A 26401-nucleotide genomic window follows, 5' to 3' on the forward strand; every position below is an offset into this window, starting at 1 on the left:
TGATTGACTAAGCCGCGAAGCGGATTGGGCAAGCAGATACTTTAAGGCGCAGCGGTCTGCACCCCGCAGCACGTTTTGATAGAGTGCGGAACGCAACGGTTTGACCTTGAGCGTTTTAGCATCGACCTGCGTAGCTTCAGAGCATCAGCTTCGTCCAAACGGGCGGGGCTTTTTTAATTGATCTAGACCAATAAAAAGGCGGAATTTTCCCGCTGAAGGCTGTTCAGTAACAGGGAATCAGGTATAATGGAACCAGTAATGAAAGGTGGTTTTTTGATGAGTTGGCAGGATAATTATCAACTTTGGCAAAAGGCAGATCTAACCACTGATCTGCGGCAAGATCTAACCGCGATGGCTCACGATGAAGCGGCGTTACAAGAGGCGTTTACTCAGCCCTTGGAGTTCGGTACGGCAGGCATGCGTGGTGTGATGGGTCCTGGCATCAACGCCTTGAATATTTACACCGTTCAACAGGCGACTGAAGGGCTAGCTTGCTTTATGGACCAACTTTCAGCTGAACAAAAAGCGGCCGGCGTGGCGATCAGTTACGATTCACGCTATCATTCGCAAGCGTTCGCTTTTGTGGCGGCAGGTGTCTTAGGCGCCCACGGCATCAAGAGTTATGTCTTTGATTCGCTGCGGCCAACGCCAGAACTTTCTTTTGCTGTTCGTCACTTGCACACTTATGCTGGCATCATGATTACGGCTAGCCACAATCCAAAGCAATACAATGGTTATAAAATTTACGGGCCTGATGGTGGGCAAATGCCACCGGAAGAAGTGGGGCAAATTGTCGCTTATATCGAGAAAGTGACCGACCTTTTCCAGATCAAGTCCTTGCGCCAGAACGAATTACGTGACGCTCATTTGCTGCAATTGATTGGTGAAGACGTGGACCAAGCCTACTTGGCGCAATTAGCCACCGTCACGGTCCAACCTGAACTGATCAAGAAAGTTGCCGCTGACTTCACGCTGGTTTATTCGCCGCTCCATGGCACCGGGAAAATGCTCTATGAGCGGGTTTTCCGCCAAGCAGGCCTGACCAAGATCCAGGTCGTTCCTGAACAGGCGATCCTTGACCCTGAATTTTCGACGACACCGTTCCCGAATCCGGAATTTCCTCAGGCCTTCGAATTGGCTGAGGCCCTCGGCAAGAAAACCGGGGCGGATCTCTTGATTGCCACGGATCCTGACGCGGATCGGTTAGGCGCGGCAGTGCGGCAACCAAATGGCGACTATCATTTATTGACGGGTAATCAAATCGCCGCCTTGATGGTCAACTATCTTTTGGAAGCTTATCAGGCCCAAGGCAAGTTGCCCGCTGACGGGGTGATCGTCAAATCGATCGTTTCCAGCGAATTTCCAGCTAAAGTCGCCGCTCACTATAATATCGAGACTCGCAACGTTTTGACCGGTTTTAAATATATCGGCGAGCAGATCGAACAAATGGAAGTTAGCGGCCAAGGCCACTTCCTCTTCGGCTTTGAGGAAAGTTATGGCTATTTGGTCAAATCCTTCGTTCGTGACAAAGACGCCATGCAAGCCGCGGTCCTCTTAGCGGAAGTGGCCGCTTATTATCGGGAAAAAGGCTTGACTATGTATGACGGTCTGCAAAGTCTCTATCGCGAATTTGGGCATTTCCAAGAACGGACCGTTTCCTTTGATTTCGAAGGACTAGCTGGCCAAGAGAAAATGGCCCAAGTCATGACCGAATTTCGGCAGAACCCAGTTAGCACAGTCGCTGACGTCGCTGTCACGCGCGTGGAAGATTACCAAGCGCAAACCGCAACCTTGGCAGATGGCACGATCAGCAAACTGGCTTTACCAAAAGCTAATGTTTTGAAATACTATTTAGCAGATGAAACTTGGATCGCGGTTCGTCCATCCGGGACCGAACCGAAGATCAAGTTGTATTTCGGCGTCGTTGCCGACAGTGAAGCGGCTGGTCTGCAAAAACTTGATCGCTATCAAGCAGCGTTGAGTCCCCGTTTACAATAATGTTTTCATCCTCAAGTCGAGTTGGCTTGAGGATTTTTTTGTTGTTGGGCTTGCAGATTTAATTGGGTTTGGATGTAGACGCAACCGCCTCAGGACGTTTGTCGTGGCTGGAACGTAGTGGACGCTGTTTTGAGCCGATTTGAAAAGTGCGGCTTCTGTATTTGCTGCATTGCCTGCTTGCAGATGTGGCTGGGGTTTGATGGTGACGCAACCGCCTCAGGGCGTTTGTCGTGGCTGGAACGCAGTGGACGCTGTTTTGAGCCAATCCGCAAAGGGCGCGGCTTGTCTCAAAATCAGGTCTTTGTCTAAGTGATAAATCACTAAGACAAATCTCACTGCTGAGCCACACGCCCTGAGGCGGTTGCTGGGCAAGTTTGAGCCTATCTGCAAACTGGGCGGAATATTTAATAAAGTGCTTTTGCTTGTGTGGCCGGGTTCAGTTGAGCCGACGAAATAAAAAAACCACCCGCTATGCAGGTGGATAAAAAGGTGATACCAGATCGACCTCCCAAAATGTTAGAATGCGTTCCATCATCGGTCAGTTTAACAATCAGTATGAGTAGGAATAACACAGCCTAAAGTGGTAGCGAACGTTTGCGATGCCGATGAGAGATGAGCCGGAGAAGAGCCTGACTTTGATGATTTTGGAACAATCAGGCAACTACTCTTTCATTCGTTTTACAAGACTATCTGGAAGCCAAATAATAGCGATCATGACCAAACCAAGTAGAATCTGGACAGGCTTTCCTAAATGGTAGTTGAAAACAAGATAGTATAAGATAATCATCAGGATAGTCTCTGCGATTCTCCTGAATAACTGTTTCTTTATCATTGTCTATTCACCCGCATTCATCTTTTTTAGTGAATTATTTAATAACTATACCAAATCTATTCAAGGGAAAGAAGGTTGAACACAATGATTTTTGAAATACCTGAAGATGGTATCTGGGAAGTCGTACCGCCATTGTAAATAGCTGGGATCAGCGCTAACGCGGTCAAGCCGTATGCTTCGACCGGCGTTATTCGAAGCGATCATTAAATAGGTATGCTTGGAATGGGCATGCTTGACTTGAAATAAGTGATGCGCCCCGTGGCAAGCAAGTCCGCTACCTAAACCGATCAGTCAGACCAGACTTTTTTCGTAGTTCGACGATCGAATCGCTGTCTGACTTTCGCCACAATCGGGATGATGGACCCGATTCGGTTGCGCGCTACCATATCTTGTGCTAGAATAGATAAAATTTTAGATCAAGATACCAGCAATGGATGGAGGCCAACTCATGGGCATGCACGCTTATCTACAAGGATTGAGTAATTTGGAAACACTGAATCGGGCGCCAGGCTTTTTCAAATATCAGGAGCACACGGTGGCGGCTCATTCATTCAAGGTCGCGGAAATCGCCCAAATGTTAGGCGACATTGAAGAAATCCACGGCGCTAAAGTGGACTGGCAGCGACTGTACGAAAAGGCGCTCAATCATGATTACACGGAGCGCTTTATTGGTGACATCAAGACGCCTGTCAAGTACGCGACACCGGAATTGCGCCATCAGTTGGCCGAAGTTGAAGCGCGAATGACGCAAAACTTTATCAAAAATGAAGTGCCGGAATTTTTGCAGGATCGTTATGCGCGCCGCTTGGCTGAAGGCAAGGATGAAACGCTGGAAGGCCAGATCCTATCGATCGCCGATAAAGTTGACTTGCTGTACGAGTCTTTTGGCGAAATCGAGAAGGGCAATCCCCAATCTGTTTTTTTGGATATTTTCCGCGAGAGTCTGACGACGATTTTATTGTTCCGCGAACGGCCTTCGGTGCAATATTTCTTGAAGGAAGTCTTGCCTGAACTGCTCCAGGAAGAGTTTGCGGATCGGGAACGTTTGATTCGAGTGACCCGAGAATTAATGCCCGCTGATCTCTGATTTCTTCGCGAATCAGTTCGGCGGAAAACTAGCAAAAAGATAGCGAAAATATGTTCGGTGTGGTACACTGAAACATAGTCAAGGTCGCTTGATTTCTAGCCTGATTGTTGGAAAGCGGCGACCTGTGTGATTGAGTTTATTGTTGATCGTAAAGCCCTTCATGGCCAGTCTGGCATCAAGGGCTTTTATGTTCGGATGTGTTTGGGGGTCAAAATTTGTTAAAACGCGAGACAGATCATCAATTCGAATTGGTTTCAAAATATTCACCTGCCGGCGATCAGGGTCAGGCGATCAAGCAATTGATCCAAGGCTTTGAACAGGGTGAGAAGGCTCAGGTGCTGCAAGGCGCTACGGGGACGGGGAAGACGTTCACAATGGCGAATGTGATCGCCAAGTTGAACAAGCCCACGCTGATCATCTCCCATAATAAGACCTTGGCAGGGCAGCTCTATGGTGAGTTCAAGGAGTTCTTCCCCCACAACCGGGTGGAATATTTCGTCAGTTATTATGATTATTATCAACCTGAGGCGTACGTGCCCTCCAGTGATACTTACATCGAAAAAGACTCCTCGATCAATGATGAGATCGATAAGTTGCGGCACTCGGCGACCAGCGCATTGTTGGAACGGAACGATGTGGTGGTGGTCGCCTCGGTTTCGTGTATTTTCGGTTTAGGTGATCCTCGGGAATATCGGGATAGTGTGCTCTCATTGCGGGAAGGCATGACCGTTGAGCGCAATGACTTATTGCGTCAGCTTGTCGGTTTGCAGTTTGATCGCAATGATATTGATTTTCAGCGGGGCCGCTTCCGGGTTAGGGGCGATGTGGTCGAGATCTTCCCAGCTTCACGGGATGACCACGCGTTACGCGTTGAATTCTTCGGCGATGAGATCGATCGGATCGTGGAAGTCGACGCGCTGACCGGCGAAGTCATTGGCGAACGGGAACAGGTCTCGATTTTCCCGGCGACGCACTTTATGACCAATGATGTGCAGATGACGGAAGCCATCGCCCGGATCCAAAAAGAGTTGGATCAACGGCTGGTCGAGCTGCGGGGGCAGAATAAGTTGTTAGAAGCGCAACGTTTGGAGCAGCGGACCACTTACGATATCGAAATGATGCAGGAAATGGGCTACACTTCTGGAATCGAAAACTATTCTCGTCATATGGAAGGGCGGGCGGAAGGCGAGCCACCCTTTACGTTGTTGGACTTCTTCCCACCTGATTTCAACATTATGATCGATGAGTCGCATGTGACCATGCCGCAGATTCGCGGGATGTACAATGGGGACCGGGCGCGGAAGCAAATGTTAGTGGATTATGGTTTTCGCTTGCCTAGCGCGCTGGATAACCGGCCGCTGACCTTGGCTGAATTCGAGCAGCACGTCCACCAGATCATGTACGTTTCGGCGACACCGGGTCCTTATGAATTGGCGGCGACCAATGATGTGGTCGAGCAAGTGATTCGGCCAACGGGCTTGTTGGATCCGAAGGTGGAAGTGCGACCGATCATGGGCCAGATCGATGACTTGGTGGGCGAGATCAATCAACGTACCGAGCAACATGAACGGGTCTTTGTCACCACCCTGACGAAAAAAATGGCCGAGGATCTAACGGATTACTTAAAGGATTTGGGAATCAAGGTCAAGTATCTGCATAGTGACATCAAGACCTTGGAGCGGACCCAGATCATTCGGGATCTGCGCTTAGGTAAATTTGATGTTTTGGTGGGGATCAACCTCTTGCGTGAAGGAATCGATGTGCCGGAAGTGTCTTTGGTCGCGATTTTGGACGCGGATAAGGAAGGCTTCTTACGCTCCGAACGTCCGTTGATCCAGACAATCGGTCGTGCGGCGCGGAACGTTCATGGGCAAGTCATCATGTACGCTGACAAAATGACTGATTCAATGGATGTGGCCATTCGAGAAACTAACCGGCGCCGCGAGATCCAAGAGAAATTCAACGAAGTGCACCATGTGACGCCGACGACGATCATCAAGCCGATTCGTGACGCGATTACCGCGACGAAATCGGTGGGCGATGAACAAGTGGCGGAAACCGCGGCGGAGCTTAACGTTGATGAGATGAGTAAGGCCGAGAAGAAGGACCTGGTGGCCAGCTTGACCCAACAAATGCAACAGGCCGCTAAAGAATTAGACTTCGAAAACGCGGCGAATTTACGCGATATGATCATGGAATTGAAGACTGAGGTGGATTAATTTTGGCGAATGATAAGATTGTGATCCATGGCGCGCGCGCCCACAACTTAAAGAATATTGATGTAACCATCCCACGGGATAAATTAGTCGTTGTCACCGGCTTGTCAGGCTCCGGTAAGAGTTCGTTGGCGTTTGACACCCTTTATGCGGAAGGGCAGCGGCGCTATGTGGAGAGTTTGTCCGCATACGCGCGGCAATTCCTGGGCCAAATGGACAAGCCAGATGTGGATAGCATTGACGGGCTTAGTCCCGCGATTTCCATCGATCAGAAGACAACTTCGAAGAATCCCCGCTCAACCGTGGGGACGGTCACCGAGATCAACGATTATCTGCGACTCCTGTGGGCGCGGGTGGGAACACCAATCTGTCCCAATGATGGCACCGTGATTTCTAGTCAGTCGGTGGATCAAATGGTCGATCGGGTGCTCCAGTTGCCTGAGCGAACGAAGGTACAGATTTTCTCACCGATCGTCCGTCAGAAGAAAGGCCAACATAAGAAAGCCTTTGACATGATCAAGCGCGAAGGTTACGTCCGGATGCGTGTTGATGGCGAATTGCACGAGATCAGCGATGAATTTGAGCTGGACAAGAACAAGAAACATGATATCGACATTGTTGTCGATCGGTTAGTCGTTAAGAATGGGATCCGTTCGCGCTTATTTGATTCCTTAGAGGCGGCTTTGCGCTTGTCTGAAGGCTATGCCAATGTGGATGTGATCGGCGGCGAAATGTTGGTTTTTTCCGAACATTACGCTTGCCCGATCTGTGGGTTCACGGTCGGCGAAATGGAACCGCGGCTGTTCTCCTTCAACGCGCCGTTTGGGGCTTGTCCGGATTGTGATGGCCTTGGGGTCAAATTGGAAGTCGATTTGGATCTAGTCGTTCCTGACCCCAGTTTAACCTTGCGCCAGGGGGCTTTGGCGCCGTGGAATCCGATCAGCTCCCAGTATTATCCGGAACTATTGGAACAGGCTAGCAAGTCTTTTCGTATTAATTTAGATAAGCCATTCAATAAGCTGACCGAGCGGCAACGCAAGCTGGTTTTGTATGGTTCTGGCGAGCAAACCTTCCATTTCCATTATGAAAATGATTTCGGCGGTGTTCGTGATGTGGATACCGTTTTCGAAGGGGTCATTCCCAATGTAAAACGGCGTTATAACGATACTAGTAGCGACTTTACCCGCCAAGTCATGCGCCAATATATGACCGAGTTGACCTGCGAAACTTGCCATGGCGCCCGTCTTAACCCGCAAGCTTTGGCTGTCAAAGTGGCGGGCAAGGATATCGCGGAGGTTTCCGAATTCGCTGTCAAGCACGCGCTGCCGTTTTTTGACGGCTTGACTTTGTCAGAACAAAAGCGGACCATCGCCAAACCAATTCTCAAAGAAGTTGAAGATCGTTTGACCTTCTTGCAAAATGTGGGTTTGGATTATTTGACTTTGTCACGGGCGGCGGGCACCTTGTCCGGTGGGGAGGCCCAACGGATTCGCTTGGCCACCCAAATCGGGTCTAATTTGTCTGGCGTCATGTATATCCTGGATGAACCTTCGATCGGTTTGCATCAACGGGATAACGATCGGCTGATTGCGTCATTGAAGAAAATGCGTGATTTAGGCAATACCCTGATTGTGGTCGAACACGATGAAGACACCATGCGCGCCGCTGATTACTTGATCGATATCGGCCCTGGCGCCGGCGAGCAAGGCGGCCGCGTGATGGCGGCGGGGACGCCTGCGCAAGTCGCGCGGAATGCCAAGTCGTTGACCGGACGCTACTTGTCTGGCAAGGAATTTATTCCGTTACCTTTGACGCGTCGTCCCGGCAATGGTAAGAAAATCACCGTCCAAGGCGCGGCGGCGAATAACTTGAAGCAAATCGATGTTGATTTTCCTTTGGGTAAGTTTATCGTGGTGACTGGCGTTTCTGGATCGGGCAAGTCAACCTTGGTCAATCTGATTTTGAAACGGGCCTTGGCACAGAAACTGAATCGCAATTCTACCAAACCGGGCAAATACGCCGGTTTGTTGGGATACAAGAATATTGATCGCCTGATCGATATTGACCAAAGCCCGATTGGACGGACGCCACGGAGCAATCCGGCGACTTATACCGGAGTATTTGATAATATGCGCGATCTGTTCGCTCAAACCAATGAGGCTAAGCTGCGCGGCTATAAGAAGGGGCGTTTCAGCTTTAACGTCAAAGGTGGTCGCTGTGAAGCTTGCAAGGGCGATGGCATTATCAAAATCGAGATGAACTTCTTGCCCGATGTTTACGTTCCTTGCGAGGTTTGTCACGGGCAACGTTACAATTCCGAGACGCTGGAAGTCACTTATAAAGGCAAAAATATCGCTGAGATTTTAAACATGACTGTCGCTGAAGCGCTGGACTTCTTCAGCGCGATTCCCAAGATCCGCCGCAAATTGCAGACGATCGTGGATGTGGGACTTGGCTACGTCCAACTAGGTCAGCCAGCCACTACTTTGTCTGGTGGTGAGGCTCAACGGATGAAACTGGCTTCTGAGCTACACAAACAATCGCCAGGTCATAACTTGTATATCTTAGATGAGCCGACCACGGGGTTGCACTCAGATGATATCAAGCGTTTATTGGAAGTTTTGAATCGCTTGGTCGATGATGGCAATACGGTTTTGATCATTGAACATAATTTGGATATCATCAAATCCGCTGACTATCTGGTTGATCTCGGCCCTGAAGGCGGTGAAGGCGGGGGGACAATCGTCGCGACCGGGACCCCTGAAGCAGTCGCCCAAGTAGCGGAAAGCTACACAGGTCAGTATTTGGCGCCAGTGTTGCAACGAGATCGGGAACGAACGCTGGCCAGCGAGGCGAAAACCAAAACTAAACGCTAGTATTTTGCAAGCAGCTTCAATTTACAGCGGTTTTAAATGCGGCGGTGGCAGTGTAAAAGACGCTGTCCTGGCGGCAAGGGTTACCAGAACCATGCAGGAATAAGCGCTGGGCACCTCAAATAATCAAATCTATCGATGGCAAGCATATGCCATCCGCACGAGCTCTCGTCAATTTGGCGAGAGCTTTTTTGAAACTGATCAGGGCGTTATGATCAACGTGATTTCTGGTTGACATGTTCAGTCAAACTGCTATCCTAAAACTAGCTATATTTTTTTGATTCAGAGTGCGAGCCACCCCGGGTAGCGCTTGAGCATTAGCCTAGCCATTGTTTTGGAAGCCGCACCATGCTTCCGGAACGATGGCGTAGCTAAGCGGAAAGCGCTGGGGTGGGGAACACGTTTCAAAATTAGAGTGCGAGCCACCCCGGGTAGTGCTTGAGTATTAGCCTAGCAATTGTTTTGGAAGCTGCACCATGCTTCCAGAACAATCGCGTAGCTAAGCGGAAAGCACTGGGGTGGGGAACACGTTTCAAAATCAGTGTGATTGAGGAGGAATATTATGTTCTGGCGGCAAAAATCTTGGGGTTTTGATTGGCCGGCCTTTATGTCCGGTATTATTTATTTGATTGCGGGTTTCTTCCTATTCGCGAAACCATCAGCTTCAATCGTCAGTATCGTGTTATTGTTCGGGATCATGGCGATCGTGCAGGGGATTTCTTGGATCGGGAACTTCTTCCATTATCGGGATTATCTCAGTGGGGCCAGTGTTTTCGTGCTGATCGCGGGTATTTTGGATATCTTGATCGGGATCGTCTTTATCACTAAAATTTACGCCGGCGCGATCGTGATCGCTTATGTGTTCGCGACTTGGTTCTTGATCGACTCATTGATCGGCCTCGTTGTGGTCAGTCATTTGCGAAGTTTCGGCCGTGGTTATTTCTGGGCGGCGCTGATCTTAGAAATCCTTAGCGTGGTGGTGGCCTTGATGTTGATCTTTAATCCGCTGTCATCTTTATTGACGTTGACCACGTTGCTGGCGTTTTATTTCGTGATTTTCGGGATCAACAACGTGATCGTGGCGATTGCCCATCGCGGCTAAGACTTGAACTAGAATAAGAAACGCCCGGTATGTTATACTATGATGAGTAAAGGGATGTGTGCTGATGGCAAAAACAGATTCATTGCAACTCGTGATCATTACCGGGATGAGCGGTGCTGGTAAAACCGTAGCGGTCCAGTCTTTCGAGGATCTGGGCTATTTTTGCGTAGATAATATGCCGCCTAGTTTGTTGCCGAAATTCTGGGAACTGGTGCGGCAAACGGGGCAAATATCTAAAGTGGCGTTAGTCGTGGATTTGCGGGCCCGGTCGTTTTATGATGAAATCATTACGATGTTGACCGACTTGGATGAAAGCCATGTGGTGAGCACGCGGATTCTGTTTCTTGACGCTTCAGACGAGGAATTGGTCAGTCGCTATAAGGAAACGCGCCGATCCCATCCACTGGCGATGGAAGGCCGTTTATTAGATGGCATTTCGAAAGAGCGGACCTTATTACAAGAGATGCGTAATCGGGCGCAAACAATCATTGATACCACTGATTTAACGCCGCGACAGTTGCGGGAAGCGATCTTCAAGCAATTCAAGGCCAGTGGCTTGCCCACTTTCCATATTGAGGTGATGTCCTTTGGCTTCAAGTACGGGCTGCCGATCGACGCTGATATTGTAATGGACGTTCGCTTCCTACCCAATCCGTATTACGTGCCGGAACTTAAGCGAAAAACCGGCTTGGATCCAGCGGTGGCGGCCTATGTCAATCAACAGCCGGCCACGAATGTGTTTTATCGGCAGTTCATGGCGATGCTGGAAACAGCCTTGCCGGGTTATGTCAAAGAAGGGAAAACGTCGCTGACGATCGCCATCGGTTGTACCGGTGGTCAGCATCGCTCGGTGGCGCTGGCACAGCGGATCGGTGCGGATTTGCAGGCGGATTACCCGGTTGACATCACCCATCGTGATCTGACCAAACGAAAAGAGACGGTGAATCGCTCATGAGTCGGAGTAATCGAATTGTCCGTGTCATTAAAGGACGCCGGCCTAAGGTGGTCGTAATCGGTGGCGGCACCGGCCTACCGGTGATCTTAAAGAGTTTACATTTACAAAACGCCGATATCACGGCGATCGTGACGGTCGCTGATGATGGCGGCTCCTCCGGCATTATTCGCGATTATATCAACGTGGTGCCGCCTGGTGATATTCGTAATGTGTTGGTTTCTTTGTCGGATATGTCACCGGCTTATTTGGATATTTTCCAATATCGCTTTGAAAGTCAGGATTCCTTCTTCGCCGGCCATGCGATCGGCAATTTGATCATCGCCGCGCTCACCGAAATGGATCACAATATTTTCGACGCGGTCCAAAAATTGTCGCAAATGATGCAGGTGGATGGACATGTATTCCCAGTGGCCAATGATCCGCTGACCCTAAACGCGGAATTTCTTGATGGGACCGTTGTTGCTGGTGAAACCGAGATTTCAGGCCAGCGCAAGCAGATCAAGCGGGTTTGGGTGACGGACACCAATGATCAAGCGAAAGAGCCTGAAGCCGTGCCCCAGGTCATCGCGGCGATCCAAGATGCCGATGTGATCGTCTTGGGCCCCGGGAGTTTGTTTACCAGTATTCTACCTAACTTGATGGTGCGGAACCTGAGCGAGGCCTTACTTCAGTGTTCGGCGGAGGTGATCTACATCTGTAACATCATGACGCAAAAGGGTGAAACGGAACATTTCTCCGACGCGGATCATGTGGCGGTGATCAATCAGCATCTAGGCGCCAAACGGGTCAATACCGTCTTGGTCAATAGCGAACCGGTGCCCGCCAATTATCTGGACTATCAAAAGTATGATGAATATTTATTGCCAGTCGGTCACGATTTCGCCGGTTTGCGATCCCAGTGTGATCGCGTGATCTCCAATGATTTCCTATCATTGCACGATCGCGGTGTTTTCCACGATGGGGATAAAGTGGCCCGGGAGATTCTAAATCGCGCTTTTCAAAGTCATTAGGTGCCCCTGTGGCCCTGACCAGCCCGAAGAGCAAGCGTACCAAAATTATCAATACTCAGTTAAAGTAACAGGACGCTGCAATCAGCGCTGACCAAGCTTTAATGATCAAGTAAGAATGCAGGTGAGTCCATGGCATCTTATGCCAGTGAGGTCAAGAAAGAGTTGACCCAGTTAGAAGTCCATCCAGCCCATGCGCGGGCCGAATTAGCGGCCCTTTTGCGCATGAACGGTTCTTTGGCGATCGCCCATCATCAGTTCGTTTTGAATGTGCAAACGGAGAACCCGGCGACGGCGCGACGGATCTATTCTTTGTTGAAGCAGACCTATACGGTGGAAGCGGAATTGCTGGTGCGCCGGAAAATGAAATTAAAGAAGAATAACCAATATATTGTCCGAGTGGCGAAAAACACCCAACCCATTTTGCGCGATCTGCAAATTTTAGCGCCGGAACAAATGGCGATTTTGACCAAGGTCCCTGATTGGATCTTGGCAGATGAGCAACTGGGCCGGTCGTACTTACGCGGCGCGTTTCTAGCTGGGGGTAGTGTCAATAATCCGGAAACCAGTCGTTATCATTTGGAAATCTATTCATTATATGAAGATCATAACCAGGATATTCTGCAATTGATGAATCGCTTCCAGCTCCATGCGAAAACCACCGAGCGGCGGAGTGGCTACATTAGTTATTTGAAAGAGGCCGAACGGATCGCTGATTTCTTGCAAGTCATCGGGGCGACCAACGCGATGCTCAAATTCGAGGATATTCGGATCGTACGGGATATGCGGAATTCGGTCAATCGGCTGGTCAATTGCGAGAACGCCAATATGAATAAAACAATTGACGCCGCCACTCGCCAGATCGAAAATATCAAGTATTTACAGACCGCGGTCGGCTTGGAAAATATCCCACCGAAGCTCCGGGAAATCGCTGAATTACGGCTGGCTTATCCGGAAACCACATTAGGTGAGTTAGGCCAAATGGTTCCAGGCGGGGGGATCTCCAAATCCGGGATCAACCATCGGCTGCGCAAGTTGAATGAGCTGGCGGAAGGAATGCAAGCTCGCATTATTAGTTAGAAGGGAGTTAATTGTGATGACTGAGCCAATTTTACTAAGTCAACAATTGTGTTTTGAATTTTATCGCACCCACAAAGCGTTCAATCGTTTTTACGCGCAAGCTTTAGCCCCCTTCAAGCTGACTTACGCGCAATATATCGTCTTGCTGGTCCTTTACGAGCAAGGCACGCTGTCAGTGAAAGAACTGGGCCAAAATGTCGGCCTGGATTCGGGAACCTTGACGCCCTTGCTGCGCCGGTTGGAGAAGGATGATTGGATCCAGCGGCAACGCAATGCGTTAGATGAGCGCCGTTTGGATATCGTTCTCACGCCCCGGGCCCAAGCGGCCAAGGACGCGCTGTTCAGCCATGTCCAGGGCTGCGCGGAAACGTTGGCGCTGCCAGTCGCGGATTATCAACGGATGATGACCGACGCGGCCAGCCTGTATGATCGTGTCGAACAGGCCACCACCGCGTTGAGTGACCAAGAGAAATCAGTCGCTGATTAAGCGCCTTGCAATTGGCCCTGATCCGCAAGCAAAGGCCATGATTAAATTACTTTAAGAAAACACTTGCTATTTGCCTGAGTTTTAGGTAAAATATTCAGTGTTGCTTGGGCCCTTAGTGTAATGGATCGCACGTAAGATTCCGGTTCTTGAAATCTGGGTTCGACTCCCAGGGGGCCCATAAATGCTTCAAATCACGATTAACAATGGCACTATCATCGCGCCCTTGTTGTGGTCGTGTCGTAAAATTTTGAACGATTTTACAAATCATGAAAATAGCCGCTGACTTTCTTCAGAAAGTTGGCGGCTATTTTTGGATTCGCTAACGATGATTGCTAAGCGCGGTTTTGCAATGCCCCGCGCCGCTGGGTGGCATGCTTGCGCCTTGCCGGAAGGCGCGGGGGCTTTGACCATAATAATTCTTGAAGGCGTGGGAGAAGTGCTCCAACGAGGTAAAGCCGACCGCGGCGCCGATCGTGGAAATGCTAGTGGCGCTTTCGTTAAGCAGCATGGCCGCCGCGGACATGCGGGCCTCGGCTTTCTTCTCACGGAAGGTTTGACCATAAAGTCGTTGCAGCCAGCGTTCGGTTTGCCGCGGACTGCTGTCGATTTGGCGGGCCAAGTCAGTTAGACTGGCTTGTTGATAGTCGTAGAGAAAGTAACTTTCAATGGTCAAAGCGATCTGGTCCGCGGGCACCAGCCGCGCTTGCGGGTGTTCTAGACGCGGACGGCCTTGGTAGTTGCGTAACATTTTGACGATCAGTTGCTGGAACAAGGCGCTTAACGTAATTTGAAACCCACTTTGTTGCTGGGCCATCTCTTGAAAAATTTCCTTGAAAAGGCGGTCCAGTCCTTGCTGGTCCCGCCCAATCCAGCAAGTCGTGGTCAAGAACTCTTCCAGATTGGCGGCCATGGTTTGTGGCGGCGGGGTTGCCATGTGGGCGGTTGGCTGGTCAGCGGTTTTCAAATAAACGCATAATTCCCGCATTGGCTGGGTCGCCGCCGGCAGTTGGGCGTGGTCCACGCCGGGTCCGGTCATGTAGAGACTGCCGGGTCCCAGGGCGTGTTTCTGCCCCGAAATCAGCACCGCGCCGTAACCACTAGCGATATAGTGGATCTCATAACTGGTCCGGCCGTGATGATGACTGGGGATGACCTGCTGAATAACGCCATCTAGCAAATTGATGATTTGAAATTGATGTCCCGCCAGTTCGAACCGCACTGTTAATTCCTGAAATGAACATGCCATCTGTAAGACCTCGTTGCCTGACTTATTTGACTGCTTGAGTTAGTTGACTGCGATCCCGCAAATTGCTGAGCGTGATTGAAGCCTCCAGCTGTTTGTGGTCAGCTTCAGTTTACCAGATGTTAACAACTTGCGCTAATCCGACAAAAAAAGTGATATGTTGGCGTGATTGGCGCTAATGTTTAAGTTTGTCCTTGGTTATAATGAAGTTGCATGATGTTTGGCAGTTTTGGAAATGATCAAGGAGGGCAAACATGAACAAAATCAATGACTATTTGGCGCGGATCGATCGGGTCAATCAAGCGGGGACCTACCAGGATAATTGGGATTCGCTGGCGCAGCATCCGTTACCGCGGTGGTTTCGTCAAGATAAGTTTGGGATTTTTATCCATTGGGGCGTTTTCAGTGTCCCGGCTTTTGGGAGTGAATGGTACTCCCGCTCGATGTACGTTCAGGGGTCGCCGGAATATGAGCACCATCGGGCAACTTATGGCCCCCAAGACGAGTTCGGCTATCAGGATTTCATTCCCCAGTTTAAGGCGGAGCGCTTCGATCCGCAGGCGTGGGCGGCGCTCTTCAAGGAGGCTGGCGCTAAGTATGTGGTGCCAGTAGCCGAACACCACGATGGTTTTCAAATGTATCGTAGTGACCTATCGCCGTGGAACGTGGCGGAAATGGGACCGAAGCGTGATGTTTTGGGCGAATTAGAACAGGCTTTCGCGGAGGTTGGCCTGGTGACCGGCGCGTCCTCACACCGGGCGGAGCATTGGTTCTTTATGGGCCATGGCAAGGAATTCAAAAGTGATATTCATGAACCGCTGCAGCCTGGCGACTTTTATTGGCCAGCGATGCCTGAGCCCGATCACTACGATCAACATAGCGAACCGGCGCCGTCAACTGAATTCTTGGATGATTGGCTAGCCCGGACCTGCGAGTTGATCGATCGTTATCGGCCGCGGTTGTTGTATTTCGATTGGTGGATCCTCCACGCCTCCTTTAATCCCTATTTGAAGAAAATGGCGGCCTATTATTATAACCGCGCTGAAGAATGGGGTCAGGAGGTGCTGATCAATTATAAGAACGATTCCTTTATGTTTGGCACAGCGGTCGTTGATATTGAGCGGGGTCAATTCGCGGCGGCCAAGCCATATTATTGGCAAACTGACACCTCGGTGGCCTTGAATTCATGGGGCTATACCGAAAACAATCAATATCGCACCGCTTCCGAATTACTCTGTGACCTGGTGGATGTTGTCAGCAAAAATGGGAACTTGTTGCTTAATGTGGGCCCCAAGGCTGATGGCACGATCCCAGATGAAGATCGGCAAATTTTATTGGAGATGGGTGCGTGGTTGCGGATCAACGGTGAGGCCATCTATGACTCCCAAGTTTGGCGCAAGTTGGCGGAAGGACCAACGCCGGTGGTTGAAGGGCAGTTCTCTGATGATGAGCAGGAGCCTTATACGTCCGCGGATGTGCGCTACACAGTTCGTGGTCATAATCTTTATGCGATCGCGTTGAAAGGCGCGCCAGATGGTCATTACGATTTTCCAGCCCTAGGAGAACAGAATGCGGAAAAGGGCGCCGAATTCCACGGATTGATCAAGTCCTTGACCCAGCTAGGCTCTGACGCAGCCGTTGAGTATACCCGCGATCCAAGAGGCTTGCATTTACAAACGGCTGGCAATTCTGGCACGCAACCCGTTGTATTCCGTCTGGAGTTGCAGTAGCCCGCGCCGACTTCATCTAGACCGTTTGAGCGGGTGATCAAACGCGGCGGCTAAGACGAACCAGTACTAGCAAGGCCCAATGATTATCAACTGGTGCAAACAAACACCAAGGCGTACCAACCAGTACTAACAAGTTTCCACGATTACCAACCAGTAGCAGAATTACCAATGAGTACCAGAAAATCACAAGGATTATCAGCAAACCCAGTGAAAATCCAACGCTAAACTAACTTTTTGTCAACTTTCCAACGAGTAATCGCGGGAAGTTGGCTTTTTTTCGGTGTTTCTCGGGCAAAAAAGTGCTTGTTCCAATTGCCAGTCGCGCCAATCAATGATACGATGCTTTTATGTGTTTTTGATTTCCGCTGGTTTTGTGTGATCTTTTTAAGGTCGGCACGCCGGCAGTTTAAGGGGTATTTGAATGTTCTCTCTATTACTTGTGGTGATTTACGCGGCGTTTATTAGTTTGGGTCTGCCGGATTCGTTGATTGGTTCTGCTTGGCCGGTGATGCATGGGCAGTTGCACGTGCCTGTTTCCTATGCGGGGATGGCGACCATGATTATTGCTGGCGGGACAATTATTTCTAGCTTGTTTTCTGATCGCTTGATTCGCCGTTTTGGCGCTGGCGTGGTGACCGCAGCCAGTGTGCTGACCACGGCGATCGCCTTATTTGGCTTCTCATTTAGTCCGAATTTCGTGGTGCTTTGCTTATGGGCAGTGCCTTACGGTTTAGGCGCCGGCGCCGTTGACGCGGCTTTGAACAATTATGTCGCCTTGCATTATAAGTCGCGGCAGATGAACTGGCTGCATTGTTTCTGGGGTGTGGGCGCGGCAATCAGTCCGGCAATCATGGGCGGCTTCTTAGCGCGAAACAACAATTGGCAGGGTGGTTATCGCGCGGTTGGCTATTTGCAAATTGGGCTGACCATTATTTTGTTCTTGAGCTTACCTTTGTGGCAACACAATCGTCCTCGGCCAAAAGTTACGTCCACCACCACGGATGCACCAACCGAAATGGGCACCGCCGCTGAACCCCGGCTAAGTTTACCGCAGATTTTGCGGATGCCAGGGGTGGTGACGGCTTTGGTAGCCTTCTTCGCTTATTGTTCCCTGGAAGGAACGACCGGTTTATGGGCCAGCAGTTACCTGGTGCAAGCTAAAGGGGTCGCGCCAGATGTCGCGGCGCGGTTTGCTTCCTTATTCTTCATCGGAATCACAGTCGGTCGCTTCTTCAGTGGCTTGGTCGCCGATCGTTGGGGTGATCATCAGCTGGTGCGCGTCGGTATTAGCATTTTATTAGTGGGCGTCTTTTTGTTGATCTTGCCGGTGCAAGCGACCCAGTTGTCCCTGATTGGCCTAGTAGTGATTGGCTTGGGCTGCGCGCCGATCTATCCGGCAATCATTCATGCCACCCCGATGAACTTTGGCGCCGAGAATTCTCAGGCCATTATCGGGGTCCAAATGGCCAGCGCTTATGTGGGCTCAACCTTCATGCCCCCCTTGTTTGGCGTGTTGGCCAGTACGTTCTCCATTGGCCTCTATCCTGTTTACCTGTTGATTTTCGCCCTGATCCTGTTAGTCATGACCGAATGGCTCAGTCAACAGGTGCTGCATAAGGCTTGGGACTAAGATAATTGCGTTTGGAAAAATAGATTCGTTTGCGGTGGAGCGGTGCTGAAGAGCGCCGCTTTTTTCGTCGGCAATTGTTTGAAGTTTATCCGCGAAATGCGCTAGTTTCTGTTTCCGATTTCTTGCTTTGGGGCAGGTGTGGTGGGGTTTGGCGCGTAGGCGCAACCGGCTGGGACTGCTGATGCGGACTGGAACGTGGTGGGCGTCGTTTGAAGCCAATCCGCAAAGAACGCGGCTTGTCTTCAAATCGAGCCTTGTCCTAAGCGGCAAAGCCGCCAAGGACAATTTCACCACTGAGCCGCGCAGTCCCAGCCGGTTGCTAGGCAGAATTGCGCCTATCTGCAATAGAAGATGGGTATCTGACGAAGTGCTTTTGCAAGCAAGAGGTCAAAACAATCGCCCCTTTTTTGGTGGTACAGCAACATCAACTGATGCGGATTATAGCTGGTTGGTCCAGTTTGCGTAGGCTAGAAATCTTTACCAGTTTTCTCAACAATCCTTGGCAGGATACTGACCGAATTAGCCGATTCATCTAGAACTTACCTCAGTTTATCAAGCAGACTGTACTGGTGTCACCAATTTAAAGCTTGCACCCACTAATCACGGCCGTCAATTGCGTGGCTCCCTATCAATTGGCAACAGCCTACCAGTTGGCGTGAGTGCTCAAACGTCTGTTATAACGTTGAGCAGCGCAAGCCGCGGACAACATTGAAACGTGTTCGTCGACCCAGCTCCTTGCGCTAGCTACGCAATTGTTCCGGAAGCATAGTGCGGCTTCCAAAACAATTGCTAGGTTAATGCTCAAAGTCAACCCGTTGTGTTCCACACTCTGGCGTTGGTGGTTCGTTTGTTAGTTGGCGGAAGGTCGGGCTGGGGGTGAGTCAGCCGCGATATTATTGTTGGCGATTTATCGCCTACAATAAGGCCGAGTTTTGAGATTTTCGGTGGGTTTCCGAAAAGCTCAAAATCGTGCCCGCCGCGTTCCACCACCCCCAGCCCGACCTGGAGCCCCACCACATCTGTCAACCACCAACGCCACGAGCAGCGCAAGCCGCGGCCAATCTACGCTCGCACTTTCCCGATTGCAAAAGCAGGCAAACCTTTTTATAATGAATAAGTCACTTAGGACATTTGCTTCGGGCCCATCTGCCACACCCTGCGTCGCTGAGAATGCAGTTGGCAGCGCGGACCCAGCGCAGAAACTCACAGCCCTAACGTCAAGCATCAAGTAAATATTGGTTCCTAGCGCGGTTGGCCGTTCAGGCAAGACCGGCGCCGTGCAAGGACAAAGAAGGTTGAGTACTCAAGCGATGGCACAACGAATTGAGATTCTAGTTACCCTGAATGAAGCCTATTTGCCGCCGCTCCAAGTCATGTTGGTTTCATTGTTTGAAAATAATCCCCAGCAGTCCTTTCGCATCTGGCTGATCCATCGCCAGATTCCTGCGGCGAAATTGGCCGCGTTAGGGCAGTTGGTCCATAGTTTTGGTGGTCAATTGAAACCGATTCAGGTTGATGGGCAGCATTGGACCGGCGCGCCAACGGAAAACCGCTATCCAATGGAAATGTATTTCCGCTTGTTGTGCGCTAATATTTTACCGAAAAACGTCAAACGGGTCCTTTATTTGGATCCGGATATTCTGGTGGTCAATCCAGTCCAGCAACTTTGGCAAGTGGAACTGGACGGCAAAATGTTGGCGGCGGCGACGCATTCGGGCATGACGCACCTGGTCACTGGAATCAATAATATCCGCCTAGGCACCGACCACGGTTACTATAACTCTGGGGTGATGCTGATTGATTTGGTGCAAGCGCGGAAAATCATCAAGTTTGCCGACATCGAACAGATCATTAATGAACACAGCGACTTGTTGCTGCTGCCTGATCAGGATATTTTAAATTTCTTGTACGGTGAGGACATCAAAGAAATTACTGAGGAAAATTGGAATTACGACGCGCGGAAATATCCCCTTTATTTTACCCGCAGTCTTGGCAAACATGATTTGCAGTGGACCTTGGCCAACACGGCCATTTTACATTTTTGTGGCCATCCTAAACCTTGGGAAGCCCATCATGACACGCGCTTCACCGCGCTGTATCTCAATTACCAGCAGTTGACGGCTCGTCGTTTGCGGACTTTGGCGCCAGCGCTGGTAGAACCTCCAGCAGAATCGACCGCGACCAGTGACAGCCAGTGAGTTTTTGGTGTAAACTAAAGGCGTGTCAAAAAGCAAAAAAAGTAAGTAAAATTGTTTGACCTATTTTGACTAATATGCTAAATTAGCAGAGTAGTTCGAACAGTGCTAATTGAAAAAGAACTAAACTCAAGGAGGCTACACGATGTTAGTACCTACAGTTATTGAACAAACTTCCCGGGGCGAACGCGCTTATGATATTTACTCACGCTTGCTGAAGGATCGGATCATCATGCTGTCTGGCGAAGTCAATGACCAGATGGCCAACTCGATCATCGCCCAATTACTCTTCTTGGACGCTCAAGATTCAACTAAAGATATTTCCCTTTACATCAACTCACCAGGTGGGGTGATCACTTCAGGTTTGGCGATCATGGATACGATGAATTTCATCAAGTCCGACGTCCAAACAATCGCGATCGGCATGGCCGCTTCCATGGCCAGCGTCCTGTTGACTGCTGGGACCAAAGGCAAGCGCTTTGCCTTACCTAACTCAACGGTTTTGATCCATCAACCTTTGGGTGGCGCTCAAGGCCAAGCCACAGAGATCGAGATTGCCGCGGAAGAAATCATCAAGACCCGCAAAAAGATGAACCAGATCTTAGCTGACGCCACTGGCCAAACCTTGGAAACCATTCAAAAGGATACTGAACGGGATAATTATATGACCGCTCAGGAAGCTTTGGATTATGGTTTGATCGACAAGATCATGGTCAACATGAACGATAAATAAAGTATTGAAATCAACTCAGATCAATTAAGTTAGAAAAACGCTACGGCCGGTTGCCGTAGCGTTTTTTGGTATTTAGATCAAGTTGAGCGAGCTCAATTTCAGCGATTAGCAGTCAAGGCGCCTTTTGACGAGGTTAGTTAAATCATTGCTGCCAATAATCAGCGGCGATCCGTTGACCTTGATCGATCTTGGCCCATTGTTGGTCGGCGGTCAGCTCGTTGCCGCCATCGCAGGAAGCAAAACCACACTGATGGGACAAGTAAAGGCGCTCCTTGGGAATGATCTGGCTGGCCTGGTCCAATAGGCGATAAACCCGGGCTTCATCATCCAAATGATCGGTCTTGCTAGAAAGCAAGCCCAAGACAACGGTGACCGCCGGTTTATTCGCTAGAACAGCCAGCGCGGAAAGGTCGCCGGCCCGCTCGTCGTCCCATTCCAAAAAGAACCGATCATAGTGTTGCTCGCCGAGAAACTTTTGCGCGATCGTGGCGTAACTGCCACCAGCGGCGTGCCGGCTAGCGTAGTTACCGCGACAATTGTGGGTCCAGACTTTTAGCCCCAAAGCGTGGCCGTAATCGGCGACTTCATTATTGATCGCGATGAAGGTATCCGCCAAATCGATAACATCACCATTACCAGCGGCGAAGAAACTTTGTTGATTATCCGGCGCGAACAGTTCCCAGAGGCAATCGTCAAATTGAATGATCGTTCCGCCAGCGTCGCGATAATCACGCAGAAATTCTTTGTAGGCGTTGATCAACCCCGCGCGGAGTTCAGCTTGATTGGCGTAAACTTGATCGGGTCCATATAAATGATCAAAAATCGCCAATTCCGTGAAAGCGTGGGCCGCGCCCCAAACAGTGGTTTTGACAGTGGTCGCGCCGGCTTGAGCTTTGAGCGCTTTGAAGATATCAATGAAATGATGTTGGCGGCCAGATAAGGGGGCGGTGATCCGCAAGCCAATGTCCTTGCGGGTCTCAAACGCGCCACCGTCGTGATCTTGGAAGGTGTAACCTTGCTTGGCGATGTAGCGTTCAACGCCGCCGAAGCCCCAGATGAAGTCCAAGTGCCACATTGATTTAGAATATTCGCCGTCAGTAAGGACACTTAGTCCGTGGGCTTTTTGTTCCGCAACGACCGTTTTGATCGCGGCAGTCTCAGCGGCCTGATAACCAGGAAAATCGTGATAAAACGGATAGGTGATATCATCGCGTTGTTCGATTTGGTTTTTATAAGTCAAGAGTGAAGTCGGTCGTAATAATGAACCAACTGTTTGAAAATGAGTTGTTGTCATGGGAATCCTCCAGAAATAAGTCTTGAGGATATCATAGCAAGTTTTTCGGATAATAGATAATACCGGTTAACTTTGTGCTATGATAGGTAAAAACTATAACGGAGGGGCAAACCATGCGCATCCAACAACTAACCTATTTAGAAAAAATCGCGGCAACCGGCTCGATCAACGAGGCCGCCAAACAACTCTTTATCAGTCAACCCTCGTTGTCCCAGGCAATGAAGGAGTTGGAAAAGGAATATCACTTGCAATTGTTTTATCGCAGCAAATTAGGAATCACGCTAACAGCTGAGGGGCGGGAATTTCTGAACTACGCGCGGGGAATCTTGGATCAGGTCAATTTATTGAATGACCATTTCGATGTGGACGTGGTTCGCAAGCACGTTTTTAGTGTTTCCGGGCAGCATTACGCCTTTGTGGTCCACGCTTTTGTCGAGTTGGTCAAGCGGATCGGCCAAGATGAATATCAATTCACCTTGCGGGAGACGCAAACGCAGAATGTCCTAGATGATATTCAAACTTTTCGCAGTGAGATCGGAGTGATCTACTTGAATCAGTTTAATCGAGCGGTGCTAACGCGGTTGATTGCTGAAAAGGATTTGAGCTTCACACCATTATTTGTGGCCCAACCTCATGTTTTTGTTGGGCGTGACAATCCACTGACCAGTAAAGCTCGCCTGACTTTGACGGATCTGACTGACTATCCCTATCTTTCTTATGAACAAGGGGAGAATAATTCGTTTTATTTTGCTGAGGAAATCTTGAGCACCATGCCTCACAAAAAGCAGATCCAGATCAGTGATCGCGCGACGATCTTCAACTTAATGGTCGGGTTGAATGGCTATACCATCAGCAGTGGCATCATCAGTAGTGAACTCAATGACGAGAAAATTGTGGCGATCCCCTTGGATGTGCCGGACTCGATGACCTTAGGCTACTTGACTCATAAGAAAATCGAGTTAAGCAACTTGGCGACAGAATATTTGGTCCTCTTGAAACAGCACATTCGTAACTACGGTTTTACAATCATCGGCGACTAGCTGACAGGTGTTCGACAGCATTGGCATCTGCGCTTAGCCACTCGGCCCGGGTCGCGCTCTTTTGAAACGTGCTCACCAGCCCAGCATCTTCCGCTCAGCTACGCAACTATTCCGGGGGCATAGACCAGCCTTCAAAATGGTTGCTAGGCAAATGTTCTGAAGCTACCGAGGCTGGCGCTCACACTTCTTTTGAAACATACCGGCCACGGTCGTTAATTGCGTAGGACCCCATCAATTGGTCATAGCTTGCCAATTGGCGTGAGTGCTCAACCGACAGTTAAAACGTTGAGCGGCTGGAGTGGAGCGCTTCGGGGTGAGATCGCCGTGAAATTGTCCTTGGCGGTTTACCGCTTAGGACAAGGCTCAGCTTTGAGATTTTCGACGTTCTTCCGAAAAGCTCAAAGTGACGCCCACAGCGATCTCACCCCGAAACGCGCAGCGCAAGCCGCGGACATTGTAGGAACGTCATGCGCGCTAGCCCAGTTTCTTCTATTTTAACCAGTTGAGTCGTACAGCAGGTCTTGGCGTTTCAATGAAGGAAGCATGAAGAACCCGTGCTTAAAGCAATCAATCATGCTTTTAATAAGCTTGAAACATGAAATTTTCAGGAAATTACTGATAAAGCGGTTGCAATTCTTGCAAATGAAAATCACAATTGTTATAATGATTTCGGTGCTTGAGATAGGGTAAGACTTTTGATCAACGCTATATTTTTTGGCACTGATGGGTCGCAATATGACACCGTTGGACGATTATTGTCCCGCTGAAAGGTCTGGCTTTGATGCAGAATGACTTAACGTGGTTAGATACGATCGCCCCGGGTTTCTTGAATACGATCAGACAGCGGTATTTGATCTTGCAGCGGATCCAATGGCTAGAACCTGTTGGCCGGCGCACGCTGGCTCAAGAGCTTGGGCTCAGCGAGCGTGGACTACGAACAGAAACTAACATTTTGAAAGCTTCAGGATTGATAAATTCCTCGAAATTAGGTATGGTATTAACGGAGAGTGGCCGTGATATTCTCGGCAAACTCGATGATCTTATGTCTGATTTGCTGGGTTTTCCTAAGAAGGAACGGCGCTTAGCCGACGTCTTGGGAATCGACCATGTCTTGATCGTTTCCGGCGATTGTGATTCGCAACCGCGGGTACTGGAATCCATGGGTCAACTGTTGAACAAGACCTTGGCGGTGCTGTTACCTGATGGCGAGAATATCATCGCCGCGATGGGTGGCACCACCATGGCGGTGATGGCCAAAGAATTAACGCCGGCATTGGCGAAACAACGGGATTTGTTGTTTGTACCTGCCCGTGGTGGTGTTGGTGAACTGGTCGATATTCAGGCCAATGCGATCTGCTCGGAAATGGCCAAGCAAACTGGTGGTCGGCATCGGAGCTTGTATGTTCCCGAGGATATCAGCGAGCGGACCTATCAACCGCTGCTCCAAGAACCATCGATCAAGTCGGTACTTGATTTGATCGGCCAAGCTAATGTGGTGATCCACAGCATTGGTGAGGCGATGACCATGGCGCAACGACGTAACATGTCGGCGGAGATCATTGGAGAATTACAGGCCAAGCGGGCAGTTGCTGAGGCTTTTGGTGATTTCTTCGATGAAAGTGGTCAAGTTGTTTACAAGATACCGCGGATTGGTTTACAGATTCCGGATCTTACTGAAGTTCCTTATGTATTCGCCATCGCGGCGGGCCAGAATAAGGCCAAAGCGATCCGCGCATACATGCACAACGCGCCGCAACAAACGTGGTTGATCACGGATGAGGGCGCTGCTAACTCGCTTTTAAAAGGGGCAACCTTTTAAAGAAATTTTTTATTTCCTGAAGGAGGAAATTTTGTATGACTGTAAAGATTGGTATTAACGGTTTCGGACGTATCGGACGTTTGGCATTCCGCCGTATTTTGGACTTGGGTGCTGAATCAAATGAAATCGAAGTAGTTGCAATCAACGACTTGACTTCACCAGCTATGTTGGCTCACTTATTGAAATATGATTCAACTCATGGCACTTTGGATGCTGAAGTTAGTGCGACTGAAGACTCAATCGTTGTTAACGGTAAGTCATATCGTGTTTACTCAGAACCACAAGCAGACAAAATTCCTTGGGTTGCAAACGATGGCGTAGACTTCGTACTTGAATGTACTGGTTTCTACACTTCTAAAGAAAAGGCTTCAGCTCACTTGAAGGCCGGCGCTAAGCGTGTCTTGATCTCAGCTCCTGCTGGTAGCGATCTTAAGACTATCGTTTATAGCGTAAACGATGATACTTTGACTTCTGACGATACAATCGTATCTGCAGGCTCATGTACAACAAACTCATTGGCACCATTCGCACAAGCATTGAACAATGAATTTGGTATCGAAGTTGGTACCATGACAACAATCCATGCTTACACTGCAACTCAATTGATCCTTGACGGCCCAGACCGTAAAGGCAATCGTCGCAATGCCCGTGCTGCTGCTGTTAACACAATTCCTCACTCAACCGGTGCTGCTAAGGCTATCGGTTTGGTATTACCTGAATTGAACGGCAAGTTACAAGGTCATGCACAACGTGTTGGTGTGCCTGATGGTTCTGAAACAGAATTAGTTGCAATCTTAGGCAAGAAAGTTAAAGACGCTGACGAAATCAACGAAGCTGTTAAGAAGTATACGATCGATAACCCTTCATTCGGTTACAACGAAGACGAAGTTGTTTCTTCTGACATCGTTGGCACGACTTACGGCTCAATCTTTGACCCAACTCAAACTGAAGTAACAACTTCAGGTGATCACCAATTGGTTAAGACTGTTGCTTGGTATGACAACGAATACGGCTTTACTTGCCAAATGGTTCGTACTTTATTGAAATTCGCATCTCTTTAATAGAAAGCTAATAATTTAG

The 26401-nt window shown here is 49.6% G+C and carries 20 protein-coding genes and 1 tRNA gene; 19 read left to right on the forward strand and 2 right to left on the reverse strand.

Annotation, left to right across the window (positions count from 1 at the left end; genetic code table 11):
- Nucleotides 1-276: 276 nt before the first annotated feature.
- From ACYVSB_RS06145 to ACYVSB_RS06190, 10 genes are all read left to right on the forward strand, one after another.
- The gene (locus ACYVSB_RS06145) at nt 277-1998 is read left to right on the forward strand and encodes a phospho-sugar mutase (RefSeq protein WP_461218777.1); all 1722 of its coding nucleotides are present in this window, start codon (nt 277-279) and stop codon (nt 1996-1998) included.
- A gap of 1280 nt (nt 1999-3278) precedes the next feature.
- Nucleotides 3279-3917, forward strand: a complete 639-nt coding sequence (locus ACYVSB_RS06150; protein WP_461218912.1) for a YfbR-like 5'-deoxynucleotidase — start codon at nt 3279-3281, stop codon at nt 3915-3917.
- A 215-nt stretch (nt 3918-4132) separates the two neighbouring features.
- Nucleotides 4133-6136 (forward strand): excinuclease ABC subunit UvrB, encoded by a 2004-nt coding sequence (gene uvrB, locus ACYVSB_RS06155; protein ID WP_461218778.1) that lies wholly within the window; start codon nt 4133-4135, stop codon nt 6134-6136.
- 2 nt (nt 6137-6138) lie between these two features.
- Nucleotides 6139-9009, forward strand: a complete 2871-nt coding sequence (gene uvrA, locus ACYVSB_RS06160; protein WP_461218779.1) for an excinuclease ABC subunit UvrA — start codon at nt 6139-6141, stop codon at nt 9007-9009.
- Nucleotides 9010-9568: 559 nt separating this feature from the next.
- Nucleotides 9569-10108, forward strand: coding sequence for an HdeD family acid-resistance protein (locus tag ACYVSB_RS06165; protein ID WP_461218780.1), 540 nt, complete (start codon nt 9569-9571; stop codon nt 10106-10108).
- A 64-nt stretch (nt 10109-10172) separates the two neighbouring features.
- Nucleotides 10173-11063, forward strand: a complete 891-nt coding sequence (rapZ, locus tag ACYVSB_RS06170) for an RNase adapter RapZ (protein ID WP_461218781.1) — start codon at nt 10173-10175, stop codon at nt 11061-11063.
- Nucleotides 11060-12073, forward strand: a complete 1014-nt coding sequence (locus ACYVSB_RS06175; protein WP_125601255.1) for a gluconeogenesis factor YvcK family protein — start codon at nt 11060-11062, stop codon at nt 12071-12073. Before rapZ ends, ACYVSB_RS06175 begins: the two co-directional genes overlap by 4 nt.
- Nucleotides 12074-12202: 129 nt before the next feature.
- Nucleotides 12203-13150 (forward strand): DNA-binding protein WhiA, encoded by a 948-nt coding sequence (gene whiA, locus ACYVSB_RS06180; RefSeq protein ID WP_125601252.1) that lies wholly within the window; start codon nt 12203-12205, stop codon nt 13148-13150.
- A gap of 16 nt (nt 13151-13166) precedes the next feature.
- A complete protein-coding gene (locus ACYVSB_RS06185) occupies nt 13167-13637 on the forward strand; it encodes a MarR family winged helix-turn-helix transcriptional regulator (RefSeq protein ID WP_125601250.1) in 471 nt (156 codons plus the stop codon).
- Nucleotides 13638-13743: 106 nt separating this feature from the next.
- A tRNA-Arg gene (locus ACYVSB_RS06190) sits at nt 13744-13815 on the forward strand.
- Nucleotides 13816-13956: 141 nt separating this feature from the next.
- On the opposite strand, the gene ACYVSB_RS06195 is transcribed toward ACYVSB_RS06190, so the two are convergent.
- On the reverse strand, nt 13957-14883 hold the full coding sequence (locus ACYVSB_RS06195; protein ID WP_461218782.1) for an AraC family transcriptional regulator: 927 nt from the start codon (nt 14881-14883) through the stop codon (nt 13957-13959).
- Nucleotides 14884-15134: 251 nt separating this feature from the next.
- Between ACYVSB_RS06195 and ACYVSB_RS06200 the strand changes: the two genes are divergently transcribed.
- The 5 genes from ACYVSB_RS06200 (at nt 15135) to clpP (ending at nt 21168) form a co-directional block, all read left to right on the forward strand.
- Nucleotides 15135-16610: an alpha-L-fucosidase gene (locus ACYVSB_RS06200; protein ID WP_461218783.1), complete on the forward strand. Its 1476-nt coding sequence runs from the start codon at nt 15135-15137 to the stop codon at nt 16608-16610.
- Nucleotides 16611-17031: 421 nt separating this feature from the next.
- Complete coding sequence (locus ACYVSB_RS06205) at nt 17032-18240, forward strand: MFS transporter (RefSeq protein ID WP_461218784.1); 1209 nt, start codon at nt 17032-17034, stop codon at nt 18238-18240.
- Nucleotides 18241-18388: 148 nt separating this feature from the next.
- Nucleotides 18389-18706 carry a hypothetical protein gene (locus tag ACYVSB_RS06210; RefSeq protein WP_461218785.1) on the forward strand — a complete coding sequence of 106 codons (318 nt, stop codon included), beginning with the start codon at nt 18389-18391 and terminating at the stop codon, nt 18704-18706.
- An 844-nt stretch (nt 18707-19550) separates the two neighbouring features.
- Nucleotides 19551-20438 (forward strand): glycosyltransferase family 8 protein, encoded by an 888-nt coding sequence (locus ACYVSB_RS06215; RefSeq protein WP_461218786.1) that lies wholly within the window; start codon nt 19551-19553, stop codon nt 20436-20438.
- A gap of 142 nt (nt 20439-20580) precedes the next feature.
- Nucleotides 20581-21168 (forward strand): ATP-dependent Clp endopeptidase proteolytic subunit ClpP, encoded by a 588-nt coding sequence (gene clpP, locus ACYVSB_RS06220; protein ID WP_125601224.1) that lies wholly within the window; start codon nt 20581-20583, stop codon nt 21166-21168.
- 142 nt (nt 21169-21310) lie between these two features.
- Here clpP and ACYVSB_RS06225 read toward each other — a convergent pair whose 3' ends face one another.
- Complete coding sequence (locus ACYVSB_RS06225) at nt 21311-22462, reverse strand: cobalamin-independent methionine synthase II family protein (protein WP_461218787.1); 1152 nt, start codon at nt 22460-22462, stop codon at nt 21311-21313.
- Nucleotides 22463-22575: 113 nt separating this feature from the next.
- On the opposite strand from ACYVSB_RS06225, the gene ACYVSB_RS06230 reads away from it, so the two are divergent.
- The 4 genes from ACYVSB_RS06230 (at nt 22576) to gap (ending at nt 26382) form a co-directional block, all read left to right on the forward strand.
- Entirely contained in the window at nt 22576-23502 is a 927-nt protein-coding gene (locus ACYVSB_RS06230) for a LysR family transcriptional regulator (RefSeq protein ID WP_461218788.1), read from the forward strand.
- A 216-nt stretch (nt 23503-23718) separates the two neighbouring features.
- On the forward strand, nt 23719-24000 hold the full coding sequence (locus ACYVSB_RS06235; protein WP_461218789.1) for a hypothetical protein: 282 nt from the start codon (nt 23719-23721) through the stop codon (nt 23998-24000).
- A gap of 283 nt (nt 24001-24283) precedes the next feature.
- On the forward strand, nt 24284-25321 hold the full coding sequence (locus tag ACYVSB_RS06240) for a sugar-binding transcriptional regulator (protein ID WP_461218790.1): 1038 nt from the start codon (nt 24284-24286) through the stop codon (nt 25319-25321).
- 35 nt (nt 25322-25356) lie between these two features.
- The gene (gene gap / locus ACYVSB_RS06245) at nt 25357-26382 is read left to right on the forward strand and encodes a type I glyceraldehyde-3-phosphate dehydrogenase (protein WP_125601209.1); all 1026 of its coding nucleotides are present in this window, start codon (nt 25357-25359) and stop codon (nt 26380-26382) included.
- Nucleotides 26383-26401 lie beyond the last annotated feature (19 nt).

The sequence above is a fragment of the Lapidilactobacillus salsurivasis genome, from assembly GCF_054785215.1.

What these genes read in the sequence shown, in the direction of transcription:
- ACYVSB_RS06145 (WP_461218777.1), top strand. Translation starts at nt 277, where the DNA reads ATGAGTTGGCAGGATAATTATCAACTTTGGCAAAAGGCAGATCTAACC.
- ACYVSB_RS06150 (WP_461218912.1), top strand. Translation starts at nt 3,279, where the DNA reads ATGGGCATGCACGCTTATCTACAAGGATTGAGTAATTTGGAAACACTG.
- ACYVSB_RS06165 (WP_461218780.1), top strand. Translation starts at nt 9,569, where the DNA reads ATGTTCTGGCGGCAAAAATCTTGGGGTTTTGATTGGCCGGCCTTTATG.
- rapZ (WP_461218781.1), top strand. Translation starts at nt 10,173, where the DNA reads ATGGCAAAAACAGATTCATTGCAACTCGTGATCATTACCGGGATGAGC.
- ACYVSB_RS06175 (WP_125601255.1), top strand. Translation starts at nt 11,060, where the DNA reads ATGAGTCGGAGTAATCGAATTGTCCGTGTCATTAAAGGACGCCGGCCT.
- whiA (WP_125601252.1), top strand. Translation starts at nt 12,203, where the DNA reads ATGGCATCTTATGCCAGTGAGGTCAAGAAAGAGTTGACCCAGTTAGAA.
- ACYVSB_RS06185 (WP_125601250.1), top strand. Translation starts at nt 13,167, where the DNA reads ATGACTGAGCCAATTTTACTAAGTCAACAATTGTGTTTTGAATTTTAT.
- ACYVSB_RS06195 (WP_461218782.1), bottom strand. Translation starts at nt 14,883, where the DNA reads ATGGCATGTTCATTTCAGGAATTAACAGTGCGGTTCGAACTGGCGGGA.
- ACYVSB_RS06200 (WP_461218783.1), top strand. Translation starts at nt 15,135, where the DNA reads ATGAACAAAATCAATGACTATTTGGCGCGGATCGATCGGGTCAATCAA.
- ACYVSB_RS06205 (WP_461218784.1), top strand. Translation starts at nt 17,032, where the DNA reads ATGTTCTCTCTATTACTTGTGGTGATTTACGCGGCGTTTATTAGTTTG.
- ACYVSB_RS06215 (WP_461218786.1), top strand. Translation starts at nt 19,551, where the DNA reads ATGGCACAACGAATTGAGATTCTAGTTACCCTGAATGAAGCCTATTTG.
- clpP (WP_125601224.1), top strand. Translation starts at nt 20,581, where the DNA reads ATGTTAGTACCTACAGTTATTGAACAAACTTCCCGGGGCGAACGCGCT.
- ACYVSB_RS06225 (WP_461218787.1), bottom strand. Translation starts at nt 22,462, where the DNA reads ATGACAACAACTCATTTTCAAACAGTTGGTTCATTATTACGACCGACT.
- ACYVSB_RS06230 (WP_461218788.1), top strand. Translation starts at nt 22,576, where the DNA reads ATGCGCATCCAACAACTAACCTATTTAGAAAAAATCGCGGCAACCGGC.
- ACYVSB_RS06240 (WP_461218790.1), top strand. Translation starts at nt 24,284, where the DNA reads ATGCAGAATGACTTAACGTGGTTAGATACGATCGCCCCGGGTTTCTTG.
- gap (WP_125601209.1), top strand. Translation starts at nt 25,357, where the DNA reads ATGACTGTAAAGATTGGTATTAACGGTTTCGGACGTATCGGACGTTTG.